The sequence below is a fragment of the Yoonia vestfoldensis genome, assembly GCF_002158905.1.
Lineage (GTDB): Bacteria > Pseudomonadota > Alphaproteobacteria > Rhodobacterales > Rhodobacteraceae > Yoonia > Yoonia vestfoldensis_B.
This window is the reverse complement of record NZ_CP021431.1, coordinates 2508886-2531803: the sequence shown is the minus strand read 5'-3', so window position 1 is coordinate 2531803 and position 22918 is coordinate 2508886. Positions and strand designations below refer to the sequence as shown.

The window sequence follows — 22918 nt, the reverse complement described above, 5'->3', positions numbered from 1 at the left end:
GCCTCTTTAAGTCAGGATGGCAGGGCGCGCCAGGACGCACCCTGCCACCGTTGTTTATATCAGCGGACGATCAGCTGATCGCCGATAGTGGCCCGCATCTGCGCCTCTACTTCGGCGATAGCGTCTTCGGGGGTCTGAACGCCTGTCCACGCCGCTTCAAGACCGCGGAACATTGCCTCGGAATACGCACCGTAATCGAGGTGGTTGGGCTGCGCATTGGCCGCGGCCAGCAAGACCTCTGTAGCAGTGGAGGCCCAGCGGTTGCTCCGGTAAAGATCTTGGTCGGCCTGTGCTTCAGCGACTGCCAGGTGGTTGGACTGGATTGCGTGAAGGGTGTTCAGACGTGGTTCGGTAGCGATCGCTATCAGCTGTGCCGAAATCTCCTCGATCCTGTCGTCTTCCTGGCTCATTACCAGATAGACTAGCGGATGAGTGATTGTGTTGGCGCGGCCGTTCTCGTCGCCCGCTGGGATCAGCGAGAACTGTATCGTGTTCCAGAAATCGTCGTTTCCTTCCGCTGCGTAACGGCCGAAATGCCATGTGCCGCCGTGCCAGAAGGCCGCGCGTCCGTTGGCCACTTCGGTATACCACTGGTTCCAGTCAGTCCCGATATGGTTTTTACGGGTGATGCCGGCATTCACTGCATCAACGAAGAATTGGTAGAATTCAGTCATTGCTTTGGTATCTAGGACCAGCTTACCAGTTTCGGGATCGACTAACTCACCGCCGAAAGATTGGTAAAACTGCGCGTAATCTGGTCCGTTTGATGGGCGTGGATAGAAGCCATAGCCCTCTTCGACAAGGCCCATTTCAAGGGCCTTTGTCGCATCTTCCAGAACGTTGGTCAGCGTGTATTGGCCGCTTGCGACCATGTCGGGCAGTCCGTCGATCTCGTCTTCGCTATACCCTAGTGCTGCCATAGTTTCGCGCCAGAAAAAGAAAGGACGAGACTCGGAATCCTGTGGAATGCCCCACTGGGTGCCCGCATATGAGGCGATCTCCATCAGGTTGGGATAGACATTGGAGAGCGGCCAGGCATCAAGGTCGACATAGTTCTCGACCGCTGCAATGTAGCCGGCCTGGCTCCATGGCGCGATATCGAGATGCGAGGTCACCACGATGTTCGGTGCGGATCCAGCTTCGGCGCCAAGTGTGACGCCCTGTTTGAATTCGTCCCAGCCAGTGAAATCGCGCCGGCCGTCGATGGTGATGTTCACCTCTTCGCCCAAGATCGCGTATTCGCGCTCAAGGATGTCGGCGGCAATTTCGATTGCTTCGATCCTGTAGCTGTCGCTGTCATTCGAGCCGCCGGCCCACACGGTAATTTTGATGTCCTCGGCAAATGCCGGCACAACCGACCCCACCAGCACACCGACCAAAGCGGAGGTCCGCATCATATTCGTCATTTCATTTTTCTCCTCTACGTGTGTTCATGTGTATTATGCACGCGTGTGCAAGAACGGTTTTAAAATTCTTCCTGGTTGGGAAGAACCTTGCTTTAATTGGATACACGATTGTGCAAGTTCAGGCTTAGCAGGCTAGGGCCTGTTGACGTTCAGGATTCCTATTTGGTGTGAGTTCTGATTCAAGGTTGCAAACAGAGGAGAGCAACCTTGACCCGACGTGCCCTGACCGACGCCCATTGGGCGATCATCCAACCCTTCTGCCTTGGCAAGCACACTGATCCTGGCCAGACCGGACGCGATCCGCGTTTGTTCGTGGAAGCGGTCTTGTGGATTGTGCGGACTGGCGCGCAGTGGCGCGAATTGCCTGCCGAGTTCGGGCATTGGAACTCGGTCTTCAAGCGCTTCCGGCGGTGGGTCAAGGCTGATGTATTTTACAACATGTTCAGAGCGTTATCTTCGGCCCCCGATCTCGAATATGCGATGATCGATGGCTCCATCGTCAAGGTCCACCGCTCGGGCCAGGGCGCAAAAGGGGGACTCTCAGCCAGGCCATAGGGCGCTCGCGCGGCGGTATCACAACCAAAATACTGGCGCTGACCGACAGCTTGGGTAACCTCGTCGACTTCCGGCTGATGCCCGGGCAGGCGCATGACCTGCGCGCCGTGCCGGAATTGATCGAAGGTCTTCGCGCAGATCACTTACTCGCTGACCGCGCGTTTGATGCAGACTGGCTGCGAACCGCTCTTGAGGAGCAGCAGATAACCCCTGTCATCCCTCCGAAATCGAACCGGCGTTTCCCCGCGACATTCGACAAAGACACATACAAATGGCGGCACCTGATCGAGAATTACTTCGGCAAGCTCAAGGAAAACAGGGGCATCGCAACGCGGTCATGCAAAACAGATCAGAGCTTCGCCGCTTTCATCTCGCTTGCAGCAACAGTCATTCAACTCAGGTGAACGTCAACAGCCCCTAATATGACAGATTTATTTGTTTCAGCGCCAAGATTTTTTGGAGCGTCGGTGATCTCACGCTCACAGCGGGCTTGGCGCCATGTTGGGCGCGGATCACTCTTCAGAATGCCTGTCGAGGAACGGTATGAAATCATCAGGAACCTGGATGGCAAATCTCTCGCATAGCAGCCGGACATCGTGCCAATCGTTATCATCCAGGTCATATCCGGCATGAAACCGGACAAGCCAGTCGGGCGGCACGCAACGCACCCGGTGACCGAGGATCCAGCCCTCGCCGGACAGGTGATCAGCGATGTATGCGACACCGGACCGGTTGCTACCGTCAGGGTTAAGTTCATAGGAATGCACGTCAAGCTGCGCGCCGTCGCGGTCCTGCAAGACGAAGTTGTGTTCCGACGAATTTGGTTGTGGGATTTCGTCGAACCCTAGGCCCGACAGCAGCTGCCTGAGCGCAGGCACCCGCGATGCCGGCAGGGCGATATCCAGATCGCCATGCGGGCGGGTCTGCTGGCCAAGTGCGGCATCCACGGCCCAGCCACCGTCAAGGCAGACCTGCAGATCGTTCTCCTCGAACAAGGTCCAAAGGGCCAGGACCAGCTCTGCCTGCATCTCCTGATCCTCCTAGGTGTCGCCGCCACTCGTCCTACGGGGCTTCACAACCCGTCCAGCCGAAGGGAATTGGATAAGGGCAGCTATAACGAATCATTTTAAAGTGTGAACGATGCGCGCACATAATTCACGTTTACAAACAAGCAAAGGCCGGAACCCACTTGTGGTGACGACGATCTCGGCGCGCAATAACCTGCGGGCAGTTACAGTAAGGGCAAACTGTGGCGTGGCCCCTGGCGCCATTCAAGCGGGTTTTGGAGCGAAAACGGTCTTGATTGGCGTCGTCGAGCAGAAGGCATCTTTCTTTGCGCTAGATCTGACTGGCAATGATGCCTGCTTTGATCGTGCTTATCCTGTGGCGGTCGGCGCCGCGGTACCTTTGGACATCTGAGCGACGCACTCAAACTTCTATTTGCACCTCGATCGTCACTGTCGATGACAGCATTTCACTTGCTTAGCTTTAGCACGGCTGCAATTAGGTCAGGAAGGTCCATCTCAGTGTTCTGACATCCGGTCCGCCCGTCTTATGTCAGCGTGCACTTCGGACGAAAATGCTGAAGTTTTGTTGACTTTCCATTCTGGCCAAACTTTCTGGATTTTGGCTAAGGTGGATTCTTGACTAAAATACTAAAATCCACCTATCGGCCAACGGTCGCGTGCGCCAACGCTTTGATAATGAGTCACTTTTATCTCGAGCCAAGCCAGACTGGATTCAAAGTGGATTCCCCGGTGCAAAAGCCACGCGCTAGCGAAATGGCGCGCTGAGTACGCCCGTATACGCAAAGGGCCCGGGAGGAACCATGGGAGGGGGGGCAGACGCAACCAGCCCAGAGCTGCCGTTCAAGTGGGCACTGCGCTGATCTGTAGCATTCACCATTGGTGCCTGTCGTTCCCAGCACAGAAAACTTGACTGATCGGCACCCGAAATTTCGGATTGTTTCTATTTCGTAACGAGACTTTTGGGGTCAGAGTCCTTCTTGGCCAACCGTGTTTGTCTGCTTCCTCGGCCAGATGTCCTCGAGCGCTGCATAGAACGCGGGCAACACCAGCAGGATCAGGACCGTTGCGGCCAAGAGCCCAAAGACAACCGAGATCACCAGCGGCTTGAGCGTCTGGGCCTGGGTCGAGGTCTCCAGCAGCAAGGGCGCCATGCCCATGATCGTGGTCGAGACCGACACGAAGATCGGGCGGAAGCGGGCGCGCACCGCCTCGCCTGCAGCAAGTGCTGCGGAGAGCCCCTCGGCACGGCGGTCGTTGATGACGCCGACCAGCAGGATGGCGTTGTTCACCACGATGCCCGCGAGCGACGCCGCCCCTACCAGCGACGGCATGGAGATGTTGTAGCCCATCAGGACATGGCCCCAGATCACGCCCAGAAACGCCAGCGGGATGGTGATCATCACGATCAGCGGCTCCACATAGCTGCGGAACTGGAAGCTGAGCACGAGGTAGATGCCCACCAGCCCGATCAGGAAGCCGCGCAGGATCGAGGAAACGGTTTCCGCCGAATTTGCGGCCTGCCCACCGATGTCGAAGCCAAGGCCGGGGGTGGAGGCCGCCAGATCGGGCAGGAAGCCCTCGGCCAGCCGCGCGGTAATCGCGTCGGCATTGCCGATGCGGCCGTCCACATCGGCCGAAACGGTCAGGGTACGCAGACCGTTGCGGCGTGTGATCGTGCCCCAGCCGCGCGCCTCGTCAATGGTGGCGATGCTGGAGAGCGGCACGGTGCCGCCACCGGGCAGGGCGATCTCGAAAAGGCTCAGATCGGCGCGGTTGGCGCGGTCCTCATCGGCCAGCCGCACCTCGATATCCCAGGCCAAGTCGCCGCGCCGGATTTCCGCAAGCTGCGTGCCGAGGAAGCCCGCGCGAAGCTGGCCTGCCACATCCGTGGCGGTCAGCCCCAGCGCCTCGGCACCCTGCGAGAGGATCAGTCGCAGCTCCGGTGCACCCGGACGCAGGTCGACAATGGCGTTGCGCACACCGGCATAGGTTTCAAGTTCCGCTAGCATGGCAAGACCTGCCGCCTCCAGCGTGGCGAGGTCGGGATGGGTCAGGCGCAGCTCGACCGCGATGCCTTGCGGGCCGATGCCCGGCTCGGTCAGGATCAGTGAGTTCACACCGGGCAGGGCGCCGATTTCTTCGCGCCAGAGTGTAACGATCTCGTCCAGCGTGCTGTTACGCGTCTCGGCGCCCAGAAGGTCCACCGCGATGGTGGCTACATGGGCGCCGGTCTCGCCCGCCGACAGGTTACGGCCCAGACGGGTGATGCGGCGAATAACCAGCGGTTGCGCCTCGGGCTGTTCGGGTGTCAGACGGGCGTTCACGCGGTCAAGCGCGGCCTCGACCTGTGCGACTGCCTGGGTCGTGCGCGCCAGCGGGGTGCCGGCAGGCAGCATCAGCCGCGCCTCGAGCACGTCGCCGTCGATCTCGGGCATGGCTTCGCGCTTGACCATGCCGCCACCGAGCGCACCTACGGTCAGGATCAAGGCACCGATGGCCAGCCCTGCGACCAGCCAGCGCGCCTTGATCGCGGTATCGGCCAGACCGCCGACCCCTTCGCGAAAAGCGTCAAAGCCCGCGTCGAAGCCTTTGCGGAAGCGGGAGGGGACAGTGTCCTTCATCCCACCCTTCAGGTGATGGGGCAGGATGAAAAAAGCCTCGATCAGCGACGCGGCGAGCGCCGCCAGCAACACGACCGGCAGAACCTCGAGCACGGCACCCAACTCGCCCGCGAGGAAGGCCAGAGGCAGGAACACGGCAAGCGTCGTCAGGAAGGACGAGATCACGCCGGGTGCCACGGCGGCTACGCCTGCCGCCACGGTCTCGACCGTCGCGCCCTTGGCGGCATGCACTGCGATGGAATCCGCGATCACGATGGAATCGTCCATCACGATCCCGATCGCCATCAACAGCGCCACCAGCGTCATCATGTTCAGGCTGAGCCCGGTCAGCGCCATCCAAACAAAGGCGCCCGCGAAGGCAACGGGCAGGCCCATCGCGGCCCAGATCGCGAAACCGGGGCGGAAGAACAGGCTCATCACCACGACCACCAGCACCAGCCCGATCACCCCGTTTTGCACCAGCATCACCAGACGGTCGCGGATGATCGATGTCACGTCTTGCACCACTTCGACGGAAATCGTGTCCGGCAGGCGGGCGGTTTCCTCGGCCACGAGTGCCGCGACCCCGTCCAGCACCCGAAGCGCGTCGGCATCCAGCGCCTTTGATACTTCGAGCACGAGGGCAGGCACCCCGTCGACAAAGGCGCGGTCCTGTGGCGGCTCGAACCGTTCCTCGATCACCGCCACGTCGCCCAGCGTCAGGGTCGCGCCGTTCGGCAGCACCAGCACGGGGATCGTGGCAAGCGCGGTAGCCGTGTCGCGCTCGGCGGTGAAGCGCAGGGCCAGGTCCGCGCCTGGCCCCTCCAGCGTACCCGCGGGCAGGTCGATGTTCTGCGCGGCGATGGCGGCGGCCAGGGCGGTGGGGGTGAGCCCGTGGCTGTCGAGCATGGCACGCGATGCGGTGATGAAAAGCGTCCGGGTGCCGAGGCCTCCGCGCGTCACGCGGGCAACACCTGGCAGGGCAGTCAGGCGGTCGGACAGGGCATCTGCGTAAAGGTCCAGTTCGCCCAACGGCAGATCGCCTGAGATGGCGACCGATGTGACGGGATCGGAGCGGTGCAACTCGCGTACCACCGCCGGATCGGCGCGATCGGGAAAGGTGTCGATGGCCGCAACCTCGGTGCGCAGGGAATTGACGAAGCGCAGCGCGTCGTTGCCGGGCGCCATGGTTGCCACGGCCCGCGCGCGTCCGGTCTGCGCGGTGCAAGTGAAGGTTTCCAGCCCTTCGACACTCTGCACCCCGTCCCACAGCGGCGCACAGACTGCTGCCTCCACATCTTCGGCGGCCGCACCCCGGTAGGGCACGGTGATCTCGGCCTCGACGGCGCGGAAATCTGGGAAGGTTTCGCGCAAGAGACCCGGCGCGGCAAAGGCACCGGCAGCGAGAAACAGGAGCAGCAGCAGGTTGCCCGCCGTTGGGTGGCCGGTGAACCAGCGGATCATTGCGGGGCCTCGACAGGGGTCAGTGCCATACCGGGGATGGCCGGAGCGATGTCGTCGATCACCACGCGGTCGCCGGAGACGAGCCCTTCGGTGATGACGACCGAGCCGTCTCGTGCAAAACCGGCGGTGACAGGCCGCAGCTCTAGCCTGTCATCGGCGCTTGCTATATGCACCATGCCCCCATGCAGTGCCGCTTCGGGGATTGCGATGAGGCCCGATATAGAAGCGCCCGAAAAGGACAGCTGCACCTGCATGTTGGGCACCAGCGGCAGGCGGCGGGGCGGGTCGGCGCCCTCATAGGGGTCGTCAACCCTGACCACGACCGGCACGGTGCGCGCACGGGCATCCAGCGCGCCCTCGATCCCGACAACACGGGCGCTCCAGATCTGCCTCGGGTCCGCCAGAGGGCTGAGCGTCACCTCGATCTGCGTGGCGGGCATGTCGCGCATCATGTCGCCAAGGGTGATGCCCTCCGGTGTATCTCCCAATAGCCGTCGAAAGCTGTCTATCGGCAAATGCGCCACGACCTCGGCCGCCGCGATCCCGTCAGCACGGATCACCACCTGGCCAGGGGCGACGGTCTGAAACAGCTCAGCATGCACCTCGGTCACGCGCAGGTCAAACGGCGTCGTCAGGGTCGTTCGGTCGAGCGAGCGGCGCGCCCGGTCGATGGCGGCCTCGCTGCGCGCGACCTGTGCTGCGATCTGCGCCTCGCGGGACGGGATCAGGGCGAGCGTGTTCTCCAGCTCCGCCACTGTGCGGCGGGCCAGAAGGGTCGCGCGCTCGGCCTCGTCGGCGCGCGATTGCGGAACGGCGCCTTGCGCGACGAGTGTGCGCGTGCGTTCCAGATCCGCCTCGGCCAACGCCAGCCGGGCGCGTTCCAGTTCGAGGATGCGGCCCGTGTTGGCCGCCTCGGCGCTCAGTTGCGCCCTCTCGGCCTCCAGCGCCGCCAGATCGGCCAGCGATTGCGCCAGCGCCAGCTCGTAGTCGGCGGGGTCGATCCGCAGCACTTCGGTCCCCGCCGGGATCAGGTGACCGGGCTCACGGTCCGGATGGCGCCAGATCACCTCGCCCTGCACTTCGGCCACGGCGACCCAGGTCTCGGCTGCGCGCAGGTTTCCCCAGGCAGTGGCGGTCGGACGGATGTCTTCCGCCGCGACCGTCATCACCCGGACCGGCAGAGCGAGCGCGTCGCCCCCGACCTGCGCGGGGCCGGGGGCAGACGCGATCATCCAGACCGCCGCGGCAATGCCGAGCGCGATGGGTGGCAGCACCAGGAGTGGGGCGAGGCGCATGGGTTCAGCCCTGCGCCCGGCGCATCCGCGCCAGCGTTCCGTCGCGCAGGATGAACTGGTGGTAGAGCGCGCCGACCACATGCAGGGCGACCAAAGCCAGCAGGACAATCTTCAACACATTGTGTCCCTGCGCAGCGGCTTCGACCCCGCCGAACCACGCGACGGACCCGCTGAGTGGCATCAGGATCATCAGCGCGTAAAGGCCCACATGGGTGAGTTTGGCGAGCACGGCCTGAACCTTACTGGCCTCGATCGCCGGGGGCACGCCGCGCCGTGTACGCAACATCAGTCGCCAGAGCGCGAAGATCATCACCAGCGCGCCGCCCGCCACATGGGCCAGCACGAGCGGGTCGAACCCCGCCTCCAGCCCGTCAGTGACGCGGTCCCAAGCGGCCGACATCGCCTCCTTGAAAAGGTATTGCTGCGCAATCAGCGCGAAGACGAGCCAGTGCAGCGCGATCTGCAGGCGGGAATATCGGGTGGGGGCGGGTTTGGCGGGCATGGTCGGGGTCCTTTCGGTCAGACGGCGCGACTCGGAACAGAGGTTGCGATTGCCCCGAGTATATGTTAGTGAGTTATAACTAACAAGAGGTGCTGTATGTCCGGTCGTCAGAGCGCGGAAGATCGAAAGACACAGATCGTGGCCGAGGTGCTGGGACTGGCCGACGAGATCGGACCCGACCGGCTCAGCACCACGGATGTCGCGCGCGCCATCGGTCTCAGTCAGCCGGCGATCTTCCGACATTTTCCCACCAAGGGCGCGCTCTGGTTGGCGGTGGCCGAGGATATCGCGAACCGGCTTCAAGGCTCCTGGGCCGCAGCCGAGGCCGGGGCCGCCGGGCCACACGCGCGCTTGAGGGCGCTCATCGGTGCGCAGCTCTCAGCCATATCCGAGACGCCCGCTCTGCCGTCGATCCTGTTCTCGCGCGAGTTGCAGGTGGACAATCAAGCCCTGCGCGACGTGTTCCGGGGGCTTCTGGGCGCGTTTCAGAGCCGCCTTGTTGCCGTGATCCGTGATCTGCAGGCAGCGGGCGACATGAAGCGCGACGTCAGCCCGGAGGATGTCGCCATCCTGCTGACATCGCTGGTGCAGGGTGTCGCCATCCGCTGGACGCTCGGCGCGCGGGGCTTTTCGCTCCCGCAAGAGGGGTTGCGATTGTTCGACGTGCAGTTGGCGATGCTAAACGCTGAGGAGGACGTTCTCGATGAAAAAACAGAATAGACTGCTGCGCATTACGGGGGGAGTCGCGATTGCCTTCGGCCTTTTGACGGTTGTTTCGGGCGGCACCACGCTGCTTGGTGCGCTCGAGATGGGGGCGGTCGTCCTGTTCGTCTTGTGGTTCAACACACTTGCGGGACTTGCCTATGTCGTGGCGGGCCTGGGCCTGTGGCAGGGGCGGCGATGGGCCTGGCCCCTGTCTCTCGCGATCTTCGCCGCAACGCTGCTGGTCTTTGTGGCCTTCGGTCTGCATGTCGCCCAAGGTGGAGCCTTCGAGATGCGCACCGTTTACGCCATGGCTCTGCGCAGCGCGGTGTGGGGCGTGATTGCCCTGCTGGCGCGTCAGGCGCTTTCAGCGCGGTAGCCGCAATCTACCGCGTGTGCATCTTGTCAGAGGCACCTACTGGTAAGGCGAGTCTCCGCTTCCAGTTGATCCCGCAATACTGCGTCGCGTCGTCGTAAGGCCGCTTTCCGCCCATACTGACTGCCTTCATTCGACGCCCACGGCTGAGCCTTTGGCGTCACACTTGTCACATCGACGTCTCTCAACATACCACCAGAGATGAGCCCATCCTGGATCCACACCAGCGCCTGCCGCCATTCGCTGTAAGCCCGCCTCGCTCCCTCGATCTGCCGGGCATCCGGCCGAAACATCACCGGGCATGCACGCACTTCTACAGTCCGCCACTTCCCGCGCGATAACACCCGCTCGGTGCCCACCACTACGGTCGTTGCATGATCCCCGTGCCGATTGCGCTTCATCTCGACCGGCACGCAGCGCGGCATCGCTCCTGGCATCCAGTCGGGCGTCAGCCCAGCTCGGGCGAGTTCTGCCACACGAATAGCCATGCGCTTGCCGCCGAGGTGATCTGGCATCCCAGCTACGGTGGCAGCGATCACTTCGGCATCCTCGTGCGTGTAGGTGCCCATCTTGTACTGGCCGCCGTCAATTTTGCAGCCCAGCGCCGCCCGCTGCATGAGGACATATTCGAGACCAAAGCCAAATCCCTGGCCACGCTCGGGGTCGAGCGGTTCGGGTAGTTCAAGCTGTGCATGTTCAACGCGAAACGCCCATTCTAGCGCCTGTTGCACGGACATGACGCGTTTCGGCCGCCCGTGACCAGCTTGCCGTGATGAGGGGTGCAATTTGCGATCGTGTTTCATCGGATACCTCGTTCACGCAGACGCTCGACCGTCACGAGGCCGCGGGCCAGCATGGCATCGCGCATGGAGTTGGAGATCGCGCTGACGGGCAGGTAGCGATCAGAGTTGACCATGTCGGCGTAAAAGACGGGAAGGTCGGTAACTGGCCTGGTTTCCGACTTCGCGGGCTTGCGTGCTTTGCGCCGACCCCGGGATTTTTCATTCGCCTTGCGCTGGGCCGCGCGCTGCATGATGCGATCCAGCCCCTTGGGCCCATCTGGTGGCTCAGGGTGTTCTTGGCGGGACGCTTCCGCAGCCGCGAGGATATCCGTCTCGGTCAGCCCGAGGTCAGTCCGCCAGCGCCGCACATGCTCTCGGGGTGGCCAGCCCTGCCACCAGCCGGGGAGGGGGCCGCCGGGATCAAGGCCCAGTGCCGCCAGCACCGATCCAAAAAACTCCTCATCGACGATTTCGCGCGCTTGCGCGTCCTCCTCCTCCTTTACTGGTTTACTTACTGGTTCTCTTACAAGGTTACTGTCCGGATTTCGGACACGGGAATCGGCATTTTCCGGACACGGGTCGGGGTCAAAATCGGACACGGCTCCGTGTGTGGATTTCGGACACGGATGCGGGTTATCCACAGCGTTATCCTCAGAAATGGCTGTGATTTCCGAATCCTCAGCTTCGCCTGTGTGGGTCGCATCGAAGCCGTGTCCGGTTTCCGGACCCGGGACCGCGCGATCTTGAGTAAAGCCCGGCTCGAAGGCCAAGATGTAGCGGGTTGGCATCTGTCGCTTGGTGCCTGGATTTAGTCGCTGCACGCGGCGGATCAGTCCTGCGCTCTCGAGGAGCGTCAGGTGGTCATTCAGCGTTGATCGGCTGATCTCGCAATCATGGGCGAGCTGCTCTTGGGATGGAAAACAGCCGAAGTCCGGGTTGAACCGGTCGCAGAGATGCCAGAGGACGATTTTGGTGGTGGGCTTGAGCCCACGCTGCTGAATGGCCCAGTTGGTTGCAGCATGGCTCATGGCGCAGCCCTCCCAGTTGGAGAGGCCAAACGCGTTGTGAACCCGTGGTCTGCCAAGGCGCCCAGCGCGTCATCAAGCGAACGCACCAGCGCCCAGCCAAAGCCCTGCGCCATGACAACATCACGGAACGCCTCCTGCGCTGGGCTCAGCCGCCCCTTGAGGGATTTCAGTTCGAGGAAAAGGACTTTGCCGTCACAAAGAATGATCAGGTCGGCAAAGCCGGGATGTACCCCCATGCCAACGAGGATCGCTTGCCGTTTGGCCCCACGTGGGCCGGTCTCAGTCACCTCATTGGCACAGTGATGGATAATGGCGCCCTTTGGGAGAGCAAAGCGCAGCGCGGTCACGACAGCGCGCTGCGGATCAGCTTCTGGAGTTCCGCGTCGCTTCATGAGCGGCCCTCCCGATCTGGCGCGGGCAGCCGCCCAGGCGTTTTGGCATCGAGGACGACAAGCAGGATGCGCGCGTCCTCGCGCTCCTCAGGGGATTCACCATGCTGGACCAGCACATTGCAGGCGAGTCGAACGAGATAGTCGGAATGGTGAACCATATCGGCGACCACCATGCGCGCTTCGCGCCGGCGCTCTTCGATCCACTCCTGGCGGACGCGGTCCCGGGCACTGGGCTTGCGGAAGGGAAGGGGAATACTCATCGGCGAGACCCCGCGCGACGTGGGGCAGGGGCTTCCTGCAACATCAACCAATCCTGCACCGCATCTCTGCGGTAATAGATTTTTCGGCCAGCGCGCACGCAGGGCGGGCCGAAACGGATCTTCTCCCAGCGGTGCAGGGTTTCGACGGTGACCCCAAGCTCAAGGGCGAGGTCGAGGCGGCTGATCCAACCGCTCATCAGGCGTTGGGGGCTACTGGATCGGGGGGCAGTTCCAAGGTCTGGCATCTGGTTTCTCCTGAGTTTGGCCCGACGCGGGCAGGGTTCAGGGCTTCAGAAGCGCAGACGGAAAAGGGTGGCGGGAAGGCGGAGACCGGCGGTGATGCGCCAAATGGCTGCCGGTCATTGATATCATTGGGCTTTTGCGGCTTTAGCCCGAGTGGCGGGCGCAGCCGAAGGCGCCGCAGAGCGCTGGCGAATTGACCGCCGGAGAGTCTCGGCGGCCCAAAACTGGCCAATTTACAAGATTTCGGCGTGTTTCAGTGGGTTTCACGGGCGTTCAAGGGTATTCGCCCAACCGGCAAGGGGTCCGGCCCCTTGCCGGTCATTGATTTTAAACGGAATTTACAAAATCGGGCCTTGTTCTGGGAGCGAGAAGCCCTCTGGCGCGCGCTTTAGGCCGCGAAACATACTCCGCTGGCGGGCAGATTCGCCCAGCGCGATGAACGCCGTCTGGAATTTTCTCCAATGTTTTCAATGACTGGTAGGGTTTTGGCGCATCAACGCCGGTCACCGCCTGTATGCCGGCCAAAGCCTCATGCTTCGCTTGATAAGCCTGCACATCTACGCCTGTGTCATGTGCATGAAGGAGGTATAAACATGGTCAACCGATTGCGATTAAATGATAAAACTGTGCGCGAGCAGATCCCGGAAGAGGATCGAGCGTACCAAGTCTTCGATACTGAAATACGTGGGCTGTCCATCCGCGTAATGCCCTCTGGCGAGCGGTCCTTCGTGATGGATTACCGCTTCGCCGGCCGCCAGCGCCGCATGGCGATTGGGCGCTGGCCTGAATGGAGCGTCACTGCCGCCCGGGAGCGGGCCCGAGACCTACGCCGCCTGATCGACGAGGGCACAGATCCTCTGGAAGAACGCGACACGTTGCGCGAAGTCCCTCGCTTCAACGACATGATCGAGCGCTATCTTGCTGAGCATGCCTCGACCCTGACGCCCTTGAGCGCGTCTGATCATAAATCCTTCCTGACCAAGCTCGTCGCACCGCATTGGGGCAATAAGCTGGTGACCGAGATCACACCACATGACGTCACAAAGCTGTTGAACCTCATAGCAGAAGGCAGGGCGCGGCCCTCGAAGGCGAAGCCCAACAATCGTGCGCGCAAGATGCAGGGGCGCAAGCCCACACCTGTGCGCGCCAACCGCGTGGGAGAGGTGCTGCGCAAGATGTTTAACCTCGCCATCCAATGGGGCTGGCGTACGGACAATCCGGCCGCCGGTTTCAAGAAGCGCGTCGAGACCGCGCGCGAACGCTTTCTCTCCCATGAAGAAATCGGCAGGCTTGCCGAGGTGCTGGATGCGGCCGAGGATCAGCGCGCTGCGGGGATCATCCGTATCTGCATGCTGACAGGCTCCCGCGTGGGTGAGGTGCGGCAGGCGCAGTTCGAGCAATTCAATCTGGAGCTGGGGATCTGGTCAAAGCCCGCAGCCACCACAAAGCAGCGCAAAATTCACCGGGTGCCGATCTCGGCCGATGTTGCGGCGATCGTGCGCCAGCGGGCGCTTGTCGTGCCAAAGGGCAATCCTTGGCTTTTCCCGGGCGATGTGCCGGGACAACCTGTCAAGGAAATCCGTCGGTTTTGGGTGAAGGTGCAACGCGAGGCAGACCTTCCGGATGTGCGCATCCATGACCTGCGTCATACATTCGCCTCGCTCTTGGTCAGCGGCGGCGCCTCGTTAGAAATGATCGGGAAGCTTCTGGGGCACAGTCAAATGCAGACGACCCTGCGCTATGCGCATTTGATGGACTCGCCGCTGCGCGCCGGGGTCGATGCCGTGGCCGGCATGTTCCGGCCACGCCCGAAGATTGTGCATGACGCGGATGCCGAGAAAGAGGCAAAGCGGGCCTGAATGCTGGGGCCTGCTTACTTCTCGCCGCGCATGGCGCGCCAGAAGGGGCGCAAGCGACGCCGAATTGTGCTTTCGTCGGGGATCTCCCCGTTCTCGGCCACATCGGCGAACCAGTCCTGAAGATAACCGATCAGTTCGGCCTGGGTCTCTGGAATGCCATGTTCGTGGACGCGCTTCAGCAGGGCCACATACATGCCTTCCCAGTCGTAGGGCGAGAGCGCGCCAGTGCCGCCGCCAATGCGGCGCAGCAGGTCATATTCGTCTTCGAACCGAAGCACGTCCTGACCGGTGATCAAAAGGTCGGCGATCGACACCTCGATCCCATCCGCGGGCTCGGTGACGTAGCACCACTCCTCGGAATGCTCTGGCTTGATCCGCTGTAGCTTGATGACCGTGGGGCCGGTTCCGCTGCGGCGAAAGAGGGGCAGCATGTCCATCGGCGAGATCGTGATCTTGCCAGAGACCTTCTCGTCGCCGCAGATCGCGAGAGAAACCCCCGTGACGATGTCCAGCTTGCCCTCGGTGGCCCAGCCGCCAATGTCGGCGATGGTGCAGCCCCATCGGGATGCGGTTTCGTGCAGGGTGAAGAATGCTCTTTGAGGTAGTGCCATGTGGGCTCCAGTTCTGATGTCGAGGTAAGACAGCGGGCGGCCTGGCAAGTTGCTGACGCCGCCCAAGTGGCAGCGAGGCAGAAACTCCGGGGTGCCGGCCGCATGAAGCTACACCCCCGCACTCACGCTCATGCGGCGACTGCCAAATTCTCCAATCGATCGGCATCCTTAGGACGAATCGTCCTCTTTCGCGTTATAACCCATGCACTACGTCAATAACTGTCGGGGATGGGCGTCATGTCGTTCCAAAAGGCACAAGGCCTGTTGAAGCTCGCGGGCATGTCCGCCAGCCGGCACGGCGGCATCACCGTAAAAGAAGTCGCCGAAGAGTTCAGCGTTAATGAGCGGACCGCCCAGCGCATGATCGCTGCCCTGAAAGATGTCTTCCCAAGTATCTCCCATCAGACGGACAGCGAGCGGCGGCGACGGTGGAAGTTGCGCGACACCAGCATGCTTGGCATGCAGGGGCTCTACCGCCGCGAACTCGTCGCGCTCGAGGCCGGCATCACGCGGGCTGAGCGCGAGGGCGCGGATATGGAGGTGGATGCGCTACGGTCGCTGCGAGATCGCTTGGTGGCAACCTTGCCGTCAGCGCAGGCGCGCAGCATGGAGGTGGATGCTGAGGCGATCCTCGAGGCCAAAGGCTATGCCTGCCGCCCAGGCCCAAAGGTCAAAACCTCCCCGGCTGTGCTGAACATCGTTTCGGCTGCCCTCAGAGGGCCCTTCCGGCTCATCATCCGATACCAGGGGGCGCAGGATGCAAAGCCGCGCAAGCGCGTGATCGAGCCCTATGGGATCCTGCTCGGCACGCGGCATTACTTGATTGCCCGTGATACCGCCAAAGATGCCAGCCTGCGCCGCTTCCGCATGGATCGGATCGAAAAGGCCGAGATCACCAACGACTGGTTCGAAAGAGACAGGGAGTTCGATCTTGAGGCCTATGCCGCCCGATCGTTCGGGTCGTTTCACTCGGACGAAGAGTTCAGCCGGGTCGTGTGGCGGTTCAGCCCAGCCGCTGCGCCGACGGCGCGGGAGTTTGAGTTTCATCCCAAGCAGGAAATGACTGATTTGGAAGATGGCGGGTTGCTGGTCAGCTTTGAGGCCAGCGGGCTGGTCGAGATGGCCTGGCATCTTGCGAAGTGGGGGAGCGAGGTTGAGGTAGTTGAGCCGGCGGCGTTGCGGGAGATGGCACTAGCATACCGGGACGCATCGGTTCGCGTGTTGCCATGATGCAGGGGCCAGTAGGGCCTGCGAATAGTTCTACAAGGCTCTATGGCGGGAATTGGCCGTTCACCCGCACCTGTTCGGCAGACGGTTTCCGGGGTTGTAACTCAAAATTACGAGAACGTTCTGCTTCTTATTTTTCAATGCTCAGCTAGTTTATCATGCTTCAGTGAGCACTGGTCGCCCGTCTTCGCGCCATTCTGGTAGGCCGCCATCTAAGCGTCGGGCGGTAAATCCACGCTTGCGCAGGGCGGTCACGGCCTGATGAGCGTAGACGCAGTAGGGACCCCTGCAATAAGCAACGATTTCGGCGGCCGGATCGAGCATCGGGACGATCCGTTCGATGTCCGTCAGCGTCATGTTGAGCGCGCCCGGAATGTGACCTGCGGTGTATTCGTCTGCGGGGCGTACATCGAGCACGGTCACAGAACCTTCGGCGATCCGGGCTGCTAAGTCTTCTCTGCTTACCGGTTCGGGGGCATCCTCGCCGCCTGAAAGCCCTCGCAGGATGCGCTCGACCTGCGCGAGGTTCCGCTCCGCAACTATGCGCAGAATGTCCATCAGCGTTAGCGTATTCGCGTCGGTCAGCCGGTAGATCACTGCCTTGCCGTCGCGGCGGCTGGTGACCAGGGCGGCGCGGCGGAGCTGTTGCAGATGTTGCGAGCAGTTAGCGATGGTCAAGCCCGTCTTCTCCGCAAGCGCCTCCACGCCGCGTTCACCCTGAGCGAGTTGTTCGAGGAGCATTAGCCGCGCCGGGGCGGACAGGGCGCGCGCGACGAGGGCATATTCCTCCAAGAGGGCAAGCTTCGGGCTGATTGACAAGGAATGTCTCCAGACGTTAGATCATTCAAGCGATAACTTGAATAATAGCGATTCCATCGCGCCCCACAAGCCCCAAGGCCAGCGATCTATGTCCGAGACCATCCTTGCCACTGAGGCGACGATCCGCCTTGCCATCTTTCTGGGTGTTCTGGCGGGCATGGCGCTGTGGGAAGTGGCGGCCCCGCGGCGCAGGCGAGAAATCCCGCGCGTCATCCGTTGGACGAACAACCTTGCTCTGGTGGTGGTGGATACGGTCATCCTGCGGCTGAGTTTTCCGATCCTCGCGGTCGGTCTGGCCGTCATGGCCGAGGATCGTGGCTGGGGCCTGTTCAACAACATCGACGTACCTTTCTGGCTTGCCGTCGTCGTCTCCATGCTCGTCCTCGACCTGGCGATCTACCTTCAGCACGTGATGTTCCATGCGGTGCCGGGGCTCTGGCGGCTGCACCGGATGCACCACGCCGATCTTGATTTTGACGCCACGACCGGCCTGCGCTTCCATCCCGTGGAGATCCTCATCTCCATGGGGATCAAGCTGGCGGTGGTCGCGGCGCTCGGACCGCCCGCCGTCGCGGTGCTGTTGTTCGAGGTGATCCTAAACGCCACCGCGCTTTTCAACCACGCCAACATCGACCTGCCTCGCCCGGTGGACCGCGTGCTGCGCCTCATCGTCGTGACGCCGGACATGCACCGCGTCCACCATTCCACCGACCCGCGCGAGACCAACTCGAACTACGGCTTCAACCTGCCGTGGTGGGACCGGCTTCTGGGAACCTACATCGCCCAACCGGCCAAGGGGCATGAGGGGATGGAGATCGGCATCGAGCAATTCCGCACGCGCCGCGACCTGTGGCTTGACCGAATGTTGATTCAGCCCGTCCGCGGCCCTGCATCAGGCCATGCGCTTGATCGACGCATTACTACGAAGGAACCGGCGGAATGACGGAACACACGCTTCAACGCGGCATCCGCGAGAACAAGATCCAAGTCGCGCATCAGCTGATCCAGGTGATGCTGGTCGGTTTCGCAATCGGGATGACGCGGACGGTGGTCCCGGCGCTGGCCGAGAGCGAGTTCGGGCTCGAGCGCGGCTCGTTCCTGCTGCTGGCGTCCTTCGTCGTGGCCTTCGGTGCGGTGAAGGCGGTGATGAACTTTGTCGCCGGGCGCTGGTCCGAACGCATCGGGCGCAAGCGGGTGCTGTTCTGGGGTTGGGTTGTGGCGCTGCCTATCCCGGTGATGATCTGGTATGCGCCCGACTGGAACTGGATCGTCGCGGCGACCGTATTGCTCGGCGTCAATCAGGGCCTCTGCTGGTCGATGACGCAGACGTCGAAGCTCGACATCACAAAGGCCGAGGAACGCGGCCTGACCATGGGGCTGAACGAGTTCTCGGGCTATGTCGGCGTGGCGATCGCGGGCATCCTGACCGCCTATGCCGCCGAATGGCTGGGCGCGCGGACGGGGCTTCTCGTCTTCGGCATGGCCGTGGTCCTGCTGGCGCTAGTCCTGACGGTTGTCTGGGTCAAGGACACGCTGCCATGGGCCAAGGCGGAGACGGCCGCGCACAAGGCAGCCCCCCCGAAATCCCTGCCGCGCTACCCCGAAGGCGTGTCCGAGCATCCCACAACGGGCGAGGTCTTCGCGCTGATGAGCTGGCGCGACCGCCGCCTCTTCGCGATCTCACAGGCGGGGCTGGTCGAGAAGTTCGTCGACGCGCTGGTCTGGGCGCTGTTCCCCGCCTTCCTCGTGACACAGGGCGCGAGCCTCACAGAGGTCGGCTGGATCGTCGGCACCTACGGCTTCGTCTGGGGCGGCTCGCAGCTCATCACCGGGCGGCTGTCAGACCATGTCGGCCGGTTCTGGCCCAACGTGCTCGGCATGTGGATCTGCGGCGCGGGCGTGGCGATGGTGGTCATGGGCACCGGCGCGCTTTGGTGGTCGGTCTCGGCCGGGGTGGCGGGCTTCGGAATGGCGCTGCTCTACCCGAACCTCTCGGCGGCGGTGGCCGACATCACCCCGCCCGCATGGCGCGGCTCGGCCATCGGCATCTACCGCTTCTGGCGCGACTTCGGCTACGCCATCGGCGCGCTCGGCCTCGGCCTTGCCGCCAGCCTGACGGGCGCGGCCGAAGCCGCCTTCTGGTTCGTGGCGATCTCCATGTTCGTCTCCGGCGGCCTGCTGTTCTGGTTCTCCGAAGAAACCCATCCGCGGCTGAATCCTGCCAGCCCTCGGGAGATCGCAGATGCCTGACACGCTTGCCCGCCCTCTGGGCTTCCTTTCGATCTTGTTGGGCGTCGCCTCAATCGCGCTTCTTGCAGTCTCTGTCTGGGGCTTCCGGGTGGGCGGTTGGCCTTGGCCGCAGGCCTATGACCTTGCCGGCTGGGGCGCCTGGACGGCGGGTGCCGGCGTCATCGCCGCGCTGGCCGGGCTGGTGGTCTGGCTCCGCCGCAGGAGGGGCGGCGCTGGCGCGGTCCTGCTGGGGCTGATCCTGTCGCTGCCCGTCGCGGGCCTTGGCGCGGCCTTCGAGATCGCCGCCCGCACCACGCCGCCGATCAACGACATCTCGACCGACAACGAAGATCCGCCCGTCTTCTGGTTCACCGCCACGCCCAGTGACTACCCCGCGCAGAACGCCGAGTCGCAGCGCGCCGCCTATCCGGATGTGCGCCCGCTGGACCTGTCGCTGCCCGTTGACGACGCGTTCGCGGCGGCGCTCGCCCTCGTGGAGGACCGCGGCTGGGAGGTGCTGTCGGCCGATCCCGCGGAGAGCCAGATCGAGGCCATTGCCCGAAGCCGCCTGTTCGGCTTCGAGGACGAGGTGGCGATCCGTGTGGCCGAAACCGACAGCGGCGCCCGCATCGACATGCGCTCGCGCTCGCGACTCGGCCAAATTGACCGTGGGGCTAACGCCCGACGGATTGCGGCGTTTCTCGCCGATTTAGAGACAGTTCACACGCAACATCCAAATTGAGGAGACAATGGATGAAACTCAAGCAACTACTCTTGGCGACCTCAGTCGCGTTCTGCATCAATGCTGTGCCCGCAATGGCGCAGGAAGCTGCTGTCGAAGCGATGCAAGAATATATGATGTTCTCGGAATATGAGTCCGGTATCATCTTGCCTCAGCAACTCGACCAGACCGTCTTCGAGACAGCACTCTTCGTCGATACCCGCGACGCGGGCCAGTTCGAGGAAGGCACGATCCCTGGCGCCGTCAACATCGAGTGGCGCGAGGTACTCGACCGGATCGACGAGATCCCCGAGGACCGGATGACTATCCTCTTCTGCAACACTGGCAGCCTGTCGGCTCAGGCGGCCTTCGCCCTGCGGGTTGCGGGGCGGTCGAACGTCGTCGTCATGCAGACTGGCTTCACCGGCTGGCAGCAGGATGCGGCCTACAAGCCGTAACCGTTTAACGCGCTGCGACGGCGTGATTAGCAAACTGTGAGCGACGAAAATTAGCAGCCGGCCAGAAACCTACGATCTGGCCGGTTTGGGCTGGCTCTGATCATCCGCCGCACCAGGTGCGAAGGTCGGCTGTGGGTCGAAAACGATTATCTTCCGCTTCATCGAACGATCAGCCATGTCAACGCCATGTCAACGAACGTACGTCATTTTTTTAGTGTAAGGCACGGTGGATGTGGGCCGATGTCAGCGAGTTTCAGGGCTGAAAATTTGTGAATTCAAAGGCTTGTCGCCTATGTCTTTGAAATTTATAAGTTATTGGAATCGTTAAATAATGGGCTCATAACCTGAAGGTCGTAGGTTCAAATCCTACTCCCGCAACCAACACTAATTTGTCAATGATATCATAATCTTGAAACTCCGCCACGGCGGAGCTTTTGGCGTTTTGAGCCCCTGAGGCCATTCGGGCGACCTGATGGGTCGATGCCCCCGTCGCCAGCATCAAGAGGCTCGCCAAGGCGCCGTGAAGCTGGATCGTCAGGCCTGACCCCTCCTCGCGGGGGACGAGCACAACCTTCTCGATCAGGCCCCGTAGCGCCTCGCGGGCTTCCTCCATCCCCTCACTCTCAGCGAGGCCCCGGATCAGGGCTGCCACGCGTTCCCGATAGGTCTGGGACATCTTCGGGTGAAGTCGAACCTGGGCAGGGGGATTGTCGGCTACAGCAAGTTTGGCCTCAAGATCCTTGCGCCGGTCATCCAGCGCAATCATCTTGTCCTTCACCTGATCCGCAGGAACGCCCGCGATGATCGCATCCACCAGTTTGCCGTGGTCGCGTTTGGTGCTGGCCAGTTCCTTCTCGATCCCGGCGCGGTTATGCGTTGCTGTCGCCGCCAGTCGGTTGCGTTCCGCCGTGTAGGCCTCGCAGAACACCTTGACGGCCTCCGGGTCCATCAGGTTATTGGCTAACGCATCCAGAACACGGGCTTCCAGTTCCGTTTGTTTGATAAGCCGTTTGTTGGTGCAGACTGCCTCGCCCTTGTTGCGGGCCGCGGAGCAGCCAAAGCTGTCTTTTTGGATCTTTGAAAACCCTGATCCACAGCAGCCGCATTCCATGAGCCCCGAAAAGAGTGTCCGAGGGCGCCGTCGATTCCATACAGGAACGCCAGTGCCTTTGGACTTCAGGCTTCCTTGTCGCTGGCGGACCTGCTTCCAGAGGTCATCATCGATGATGCGCAGGTCTGGTACGTCCGTGATGACCCAGTCACTTTCCGGGTTCAGGCGAGAAATCCGCTTGCCAGTTTGTGGGTCCTTGACGTAGCGCAACCGGTTCCAGATCTGGCGGCCGATATAGAGCTCATTGTTTAGGACCCCTGTCCCGCGATCCCTGTTGCCATGGATGGTGGATGTTCCCCAGTTGCCGCCTTGGGGACCAGGGATGTGCGCGATATTAAGGGCTTCGGCAATCTTCTTGGGCGACAACCCCTTCGCATAGTCCTGGAAAATCCGCCGGACCACGGCCGCTTCTTCTGCATTGATGGTCCGGTCGCCCCGGATTGGCTCACCGTTGGCAGCAACTTTGTTAACCGCGCTGTATCCATAGGTAAGCCCGCCTGCGGATTTACCCGCCAGAGCACGGCCCTTGAGGCCCCGGTGCGTCTTGACGGCCAAATCCTTCAGGAAAATGGCGTTCATTGTTCCTTTTAAGCCGATGTGCATCTCTGAAATCGCGCCTTCCGCTACGGTCTCGATCATCACGTCGGCGAATAGAAGAGTTTGGTAGATCTGCGCGATGTCTGCCTGGTTGCGGCTCAGGCGGTCCAACCCTTCACTGATGACAACATCGAATAAACCGCTGCGCCCGTCCTGCAGAAGCTTCTGCATACCAGACCGCATGAGGCTCGCGCCTGATACGGCCCGGTCCGAATAGGTCTCGACCACCGTCAGCCCTTGGCGCGCCGCATACTCACGGCATGACCTGATCTGGTCATCGATTGACGCATCCCGCTGCATATCGGTGGAAAATCTGGCGTAAATCGCCGCTCGGATTTGTCCCGTCATGGTTTTGCTCACTTCTGAATGGTGCATCGCGATCGCCCGTCGTGACGGATGGCCGCTTCATGATCCGCGCGCGCAGCTGCCCGAGCCAGTGCCCGGATCGTCTCAAGCCAAGCCGCGCGGGCGCTCAGGGTCGTGCTTTGACTTGCGAAATCGTCGACCTGTGGCTGTTCAGAGTATCTGACGTGTCTCTGGTTATCCCCCAGTGGTTCCAGGGCATTCTCTTTCTTGGGCATCCTGCGCACCGTTCTTGGATGCCCTCTGCGTTCTTCGCAGACAAAGCATCTGACGTCGCGGCGTTCTGCCGG

22 protein-coding genes are annotated in these 22918 nt (G+C 62.2%); 10 read left to right on the top strand and 12 right to left on the bottom strand.

All coding sequences use genetic code 11. The annotated features are described in order from the left end of the window. Positions 1-59 precede the first annotated feature (59 nt). Positions 60-1406, bottom strand: coding sequence for an ABC transporter substrate-binding protein (locus LOKVESSMR4R_RS12645; protein ID WP_087208905.1), 1347 nt, complete (start codon positions 1404-1406; stop codon positions 60-62). A 207-nt stretch (positions 1407-1613) separates the two neighbouring features. Here LOKVESSMR4R_RS12645 and LOKVESSMR4R_RS12640 point away from each other — a divergent pair. Next, positions 1614-2365 (top strand): IS5 family transposase gene (locus LOKVESSMR4R_RS12640; RefSeq protein WP_204248671.1). Its coding sequence is split into 2 segments (ribosomal slippage): positions 1614-1947 and positions 1947-2365, totalling 753 coding nucleotides; the frame shifts between segments, so codons are not numbered across the junction. Between the two features lie 108 nt (positions 2366-2473). Here the strand turns inward: LOKVESSMR4R_RS12640 and LOKVESSMR4R_RS12635 are convergent. Next, positions 2474-2989, bottom strand: a complete 516-nt coding sequence (locus LOKVESSMR4R_RS12635) for a nucleotidyltransferase domain-containing protein (protein WP_087208903.1) — start codon at positions 2987-2989, stop codon at positions 2474-2476. A 163-nt stretch (positions 2990-3152) separates the two neighbouring features. Between LOKVESSMR4R_RS12635 and LOKVESSMR4R_RS20230 the strand changes: the two genes are divergently transcribed. Then, the gene (locus LOKVESSMR4R_RS20230) at positions 3153-3380 is read left to right on the top strand and encodes a hypothetical protein (protein WP_162290731.1); all 228 of its coding nucleotides are present in this window, start codon (positions 3153-3155) and stop codon (positions 3378-3380) included. Positions 3381-3954: 574 nt separating this feature from the next. Here the strand turns inward: LOKVESSMR4R_RS20230 and LOKVESSMR4R_RS12630 are convergent. Genes LOKVESSMR4R_RS12630 through LOKVESSMR4R_RS12620 form a run of 3 tightly spaced genes read right to left on the bottom strand, consistent with a single transcriptional unit; the run spans position 3955 to position 8850 of the window. Continuing rightward, a complete protein-coding gene (locus LOKVESSMR4R_RS12630) occupies positions 3955-7053 on the bottom strand; it encodes an efflux RND transporter permease subunit (RefSeq protein ID WP_087208901.1) in 3099 nt (1032 codons plus the stop codon). Then, positions 7050-8348: an efflux RND transporter periplasmic adaptor subunit gene (locus tag LOKVESSMR4R_RS12625; protein WP_087208899.1), complete on the bottom strand. Its 1299-nt coding sequence runs from the start codon at positions 8346-8348 to the stop codon at positions 7050-7052. The genes LOKVESSMR4R_RS12630 and LOKVESSMR4R_RS12625 overlap by 4 nt, the downstream gene beginning before the upstream one ends. Positions 8349-8352: 4 nt before the next feature. Then, entirely contained in the window at positions 8353-8850 is a 498-nt protein-coding gene (locus LOKVESSMR4R_RS12620; RefSeq protein ID WP_087208897.1) for a cytochrome b, read from the bottom strand. Positions 8851-8946: 96 nt separating this feature from the next. On the opposite strand from LOKVESSMR4R_RS12620, the gene LOKVESSMR4R_RS12615 reads away from it, so the two are divergent. Together LOKVESSMR4R_RS12615 and LOKVESSMR4R_RS12610 are read left to right on the top strand one after the other, a co-directional pair. After that, the gene (locus LOKVESSMR4R_RS12615; protein WP_087208895.1) at positions 8947-9570 is read left to right on the top strand and encodes a TetR/AcrR family transcriptional regulator; all 624 of its coding nucleotides are present in this window, start codon (positions 8947-8949) and stop codon (positions 9568-9570) included. Next, complete coding sequence (locus LOKVESSMR4R_RS12610) at positions 9554-9931, top strand: hypothetical protein (protein ID WP_087208893.1); 378 nt, start codon at positions 9554-9556, stop codon at positions 9929-9931. The genes LOKVESSMR4R_RS12615 and LOKVESSMR4R_RS12610 overlap by 17 nt, the downstream gene beginning before the upstream one ends. A gap of 26 nt (positions 9932-9957) precedes the next feature. Here the strand turns inward: LOKVESSMR4R_RS12610 and LOKVESSMR4R_RS12605 are convergent, their stop codons facing one another. Genes LOKVESSMR4R_RS12605 through LOKVESSMR4R_RS12590 form a run of 4 tightly spaced genes read right to left on the bottom strand, consistent with a single transcriptional unit; the run spans position 9958 to position 12390 of the window. After that, complete coding sequence (locus LOKVESSMR4R_RS12605) at positions 9958-10731, bottom strand: hypothetical protein (protein ID WP_237331783.1); 774 nt, start codon at positions 10729-10731, stop codon at positions 9958-9960. Continuing rightward, positions 10728-11738, bottom strand: coding sequence for a helix-turn-helix domain-containing protein (locus tag LOKVESSMR4R_RS12600; protein ID WP_087208891.1), 1011 nt, complete (start codon positions 11736-11738; stop codon positions 10728-10730). Before LOKVESSMR4R_RS12600 ends, LOKVESSMR4R_RS12605 begins: the two co-directional genes overlap by 4 nt. Next, positions 11735-12130 carry a VRR-NUC domain-containing protein gene (locus tag LOKVESSMR4R_RS12595; protein WP_087208889.1) on the bottom strand — a complete coding sequence of 132 codons (396 nt, stop codon included), beginning with the start codon at positions 12128-12130 and terminating at the stop codon, positions 11735-11737. Before LOKVESSMR4R_RS12595 ends, LOKVESSMR4R_RS12600 begins: the two co-directional genes overlap by 4 nt. Next, a complete protein-coding gene (locus LOKVESSMR4R_RS12590) occupies positions 12127-12390 on the bottom strand; it encodes a hypothetical protein (RefSeq protein WP_087208887.1) in 264 nt (87 codons plus the stop codon). The genes LOKVESSMR4R_RS12595 and LOKVESSMR4R_RS12590 overlap by 4 nt, the downstream gene beginning before the upstream one ends. A gap of 836 nt (positions 12391-13226) precedes the next feature. Here LOKVESSMR4R_RS12590 and LOKVESSMR4R_RS12580 point away from each other — a divergent pair. Then, positions 13227-14492 carry a tyrosine-type recombinase/integrase gene (locus LOKVESSMR4R_RS12580; protein WP_087208883.1) on the top strand — a complete coding sequence of 422 codons (1266 nt, stop codon included), beginning with the start codon at positions 13227-13229 and terminating at the stop codon, positions 14490-14492. A 14-nt stretch (positions 14493-14506) separates the two neighbouring features. Here the strand turns inward: LOKVESSMR4R_RS12580 and LOKVESSMR4R_RS12575 are convergent, their stop codons facing one another. Further along, positions 14507-15103 (bottom strand): hypothetical protein, encoded by a 597-nt coding sequence (locus LOKVESSMR4R_RS12575; RefSeq protein ID WP_087208881.1) that lies wholly within the window; start codon positions 15101-15103, stop codon positions 14507-14509. A 237-nt stretch (positions 15104-15340) separates the two neighbouring features. On the opposite strand from LOKVESSMR4R_RS12575, the gene LOKVESSMR4R_RS12570 reads away from it, so the two are divergent. Next, on the top strand, positions 15341-16333 hold the full coding sequence (locus LOKVESSMR4R_RS12570; protein ID WP_157898216.1) for a helix-turn-helix transcriptional regulator: 993 nt from the start codon (positions 15341-15343) through the stop codon (positions 16331-16333). A 153-nt stretch (positions 16334-16486) separates the two neighbouring features. Here the strand turns inward: LOKVESSMR4R_RS12570 and LOKVESSMR4R_RS12565 are convergent, their stop codons facing one another. Beyond that, positions 16487-17149: an ArsR/SmtB family transcription factor gene (locus LOKVESSMR4R_RS12565; protein WP_087208877.1), complete on the bottom strand. Its 663-nt coding sequence runs from the start codon at positions 17147-17149 to the stop codon at positions 16487-16489. Between the two features lie 88 nt (positions 17150-17237). Between LOKVESSMR4R_RS12565 and LOKVESSMR4R_RS12560 the strand changes: the two genes are divergently transcribed. Genes LOKVESSMR4R_RS12560 through LOKVESSMR4R_RS12545 form a run of 4 tightly spaced genes read left to right on the top strand, consistent with a single transcriptional unit; the run spans position 17238 to position 20557 of the window. Next, positions 17238-18092 carry a sterol desaturase family protein gene (locus LOKVESSMR4R_RS12560; protein WP_087208875.1) on the top strand — a complete coding sequence of 285 codons (855 nt, stop codon included), beginning with the start codon at positions 17238-17240 and terminating at the stop codon, positions 18090-18092. Continuing rightward, a complete protein-coding gene (locus LOKVESSMR4R_RS12555; RefSeq protein ID WP_087208873.1) occupies positions 18089-19399 on the top strand; it encodes an MFS transporter in 1311 nt (436 codons plus the stop codon). The genes LOKVESSMR4R_RS12560 and LOKVESSMR4R_RS12555 overlap by 4 nt, the downstream gene beginning before the upstream one ends. Next, entirely contained in the window at positions 19392-20120 is a 729-nt protein-coding gene (locus LOKVESSMR4R_RS12550; RefSeq protein ID WP_087208871.1) for a DUF1499 domain-containing protein, read from the top strand. The genes LOKVESSMR4R_RS12555 and LOKVESSMR4R_RS12550 overlap by 8 nt, the downstream gene beginning before the upstream one ends. Before the next feature lie 11 nt (positions 20121-20131). After that, positions 20132-20557: a rhodanese-like domain-containing protein gene (locus LOKVESSMR4R_RS12545; RefSeq protein ID WP_087213162.1), complete on the top strand. Its 426-nt coding sequence runs from the start codon at positions 20132-20134 to the stop codon at positions 20555-20557. Between the two features lie 337 nt (positions 20558-20894). Here the strand turns inward: LOKVESSMR4R_RS12545 and LOKVESSMR4R_RS12540 are convergent, their stop codons facing one another. Further along, positions 20895-22613, bottom strand: a complete 1719-nt coding sequence (locus LOKVESSMR4R_RS12540) for a recombinase family protein (RefSeq protein ID WP_087208870.1) — start codon at positions 22611-22613, stop codon at positions 20895-20897. Between the last annotated feature and the right edge of the window lie 305 nt (positions 22614-22918).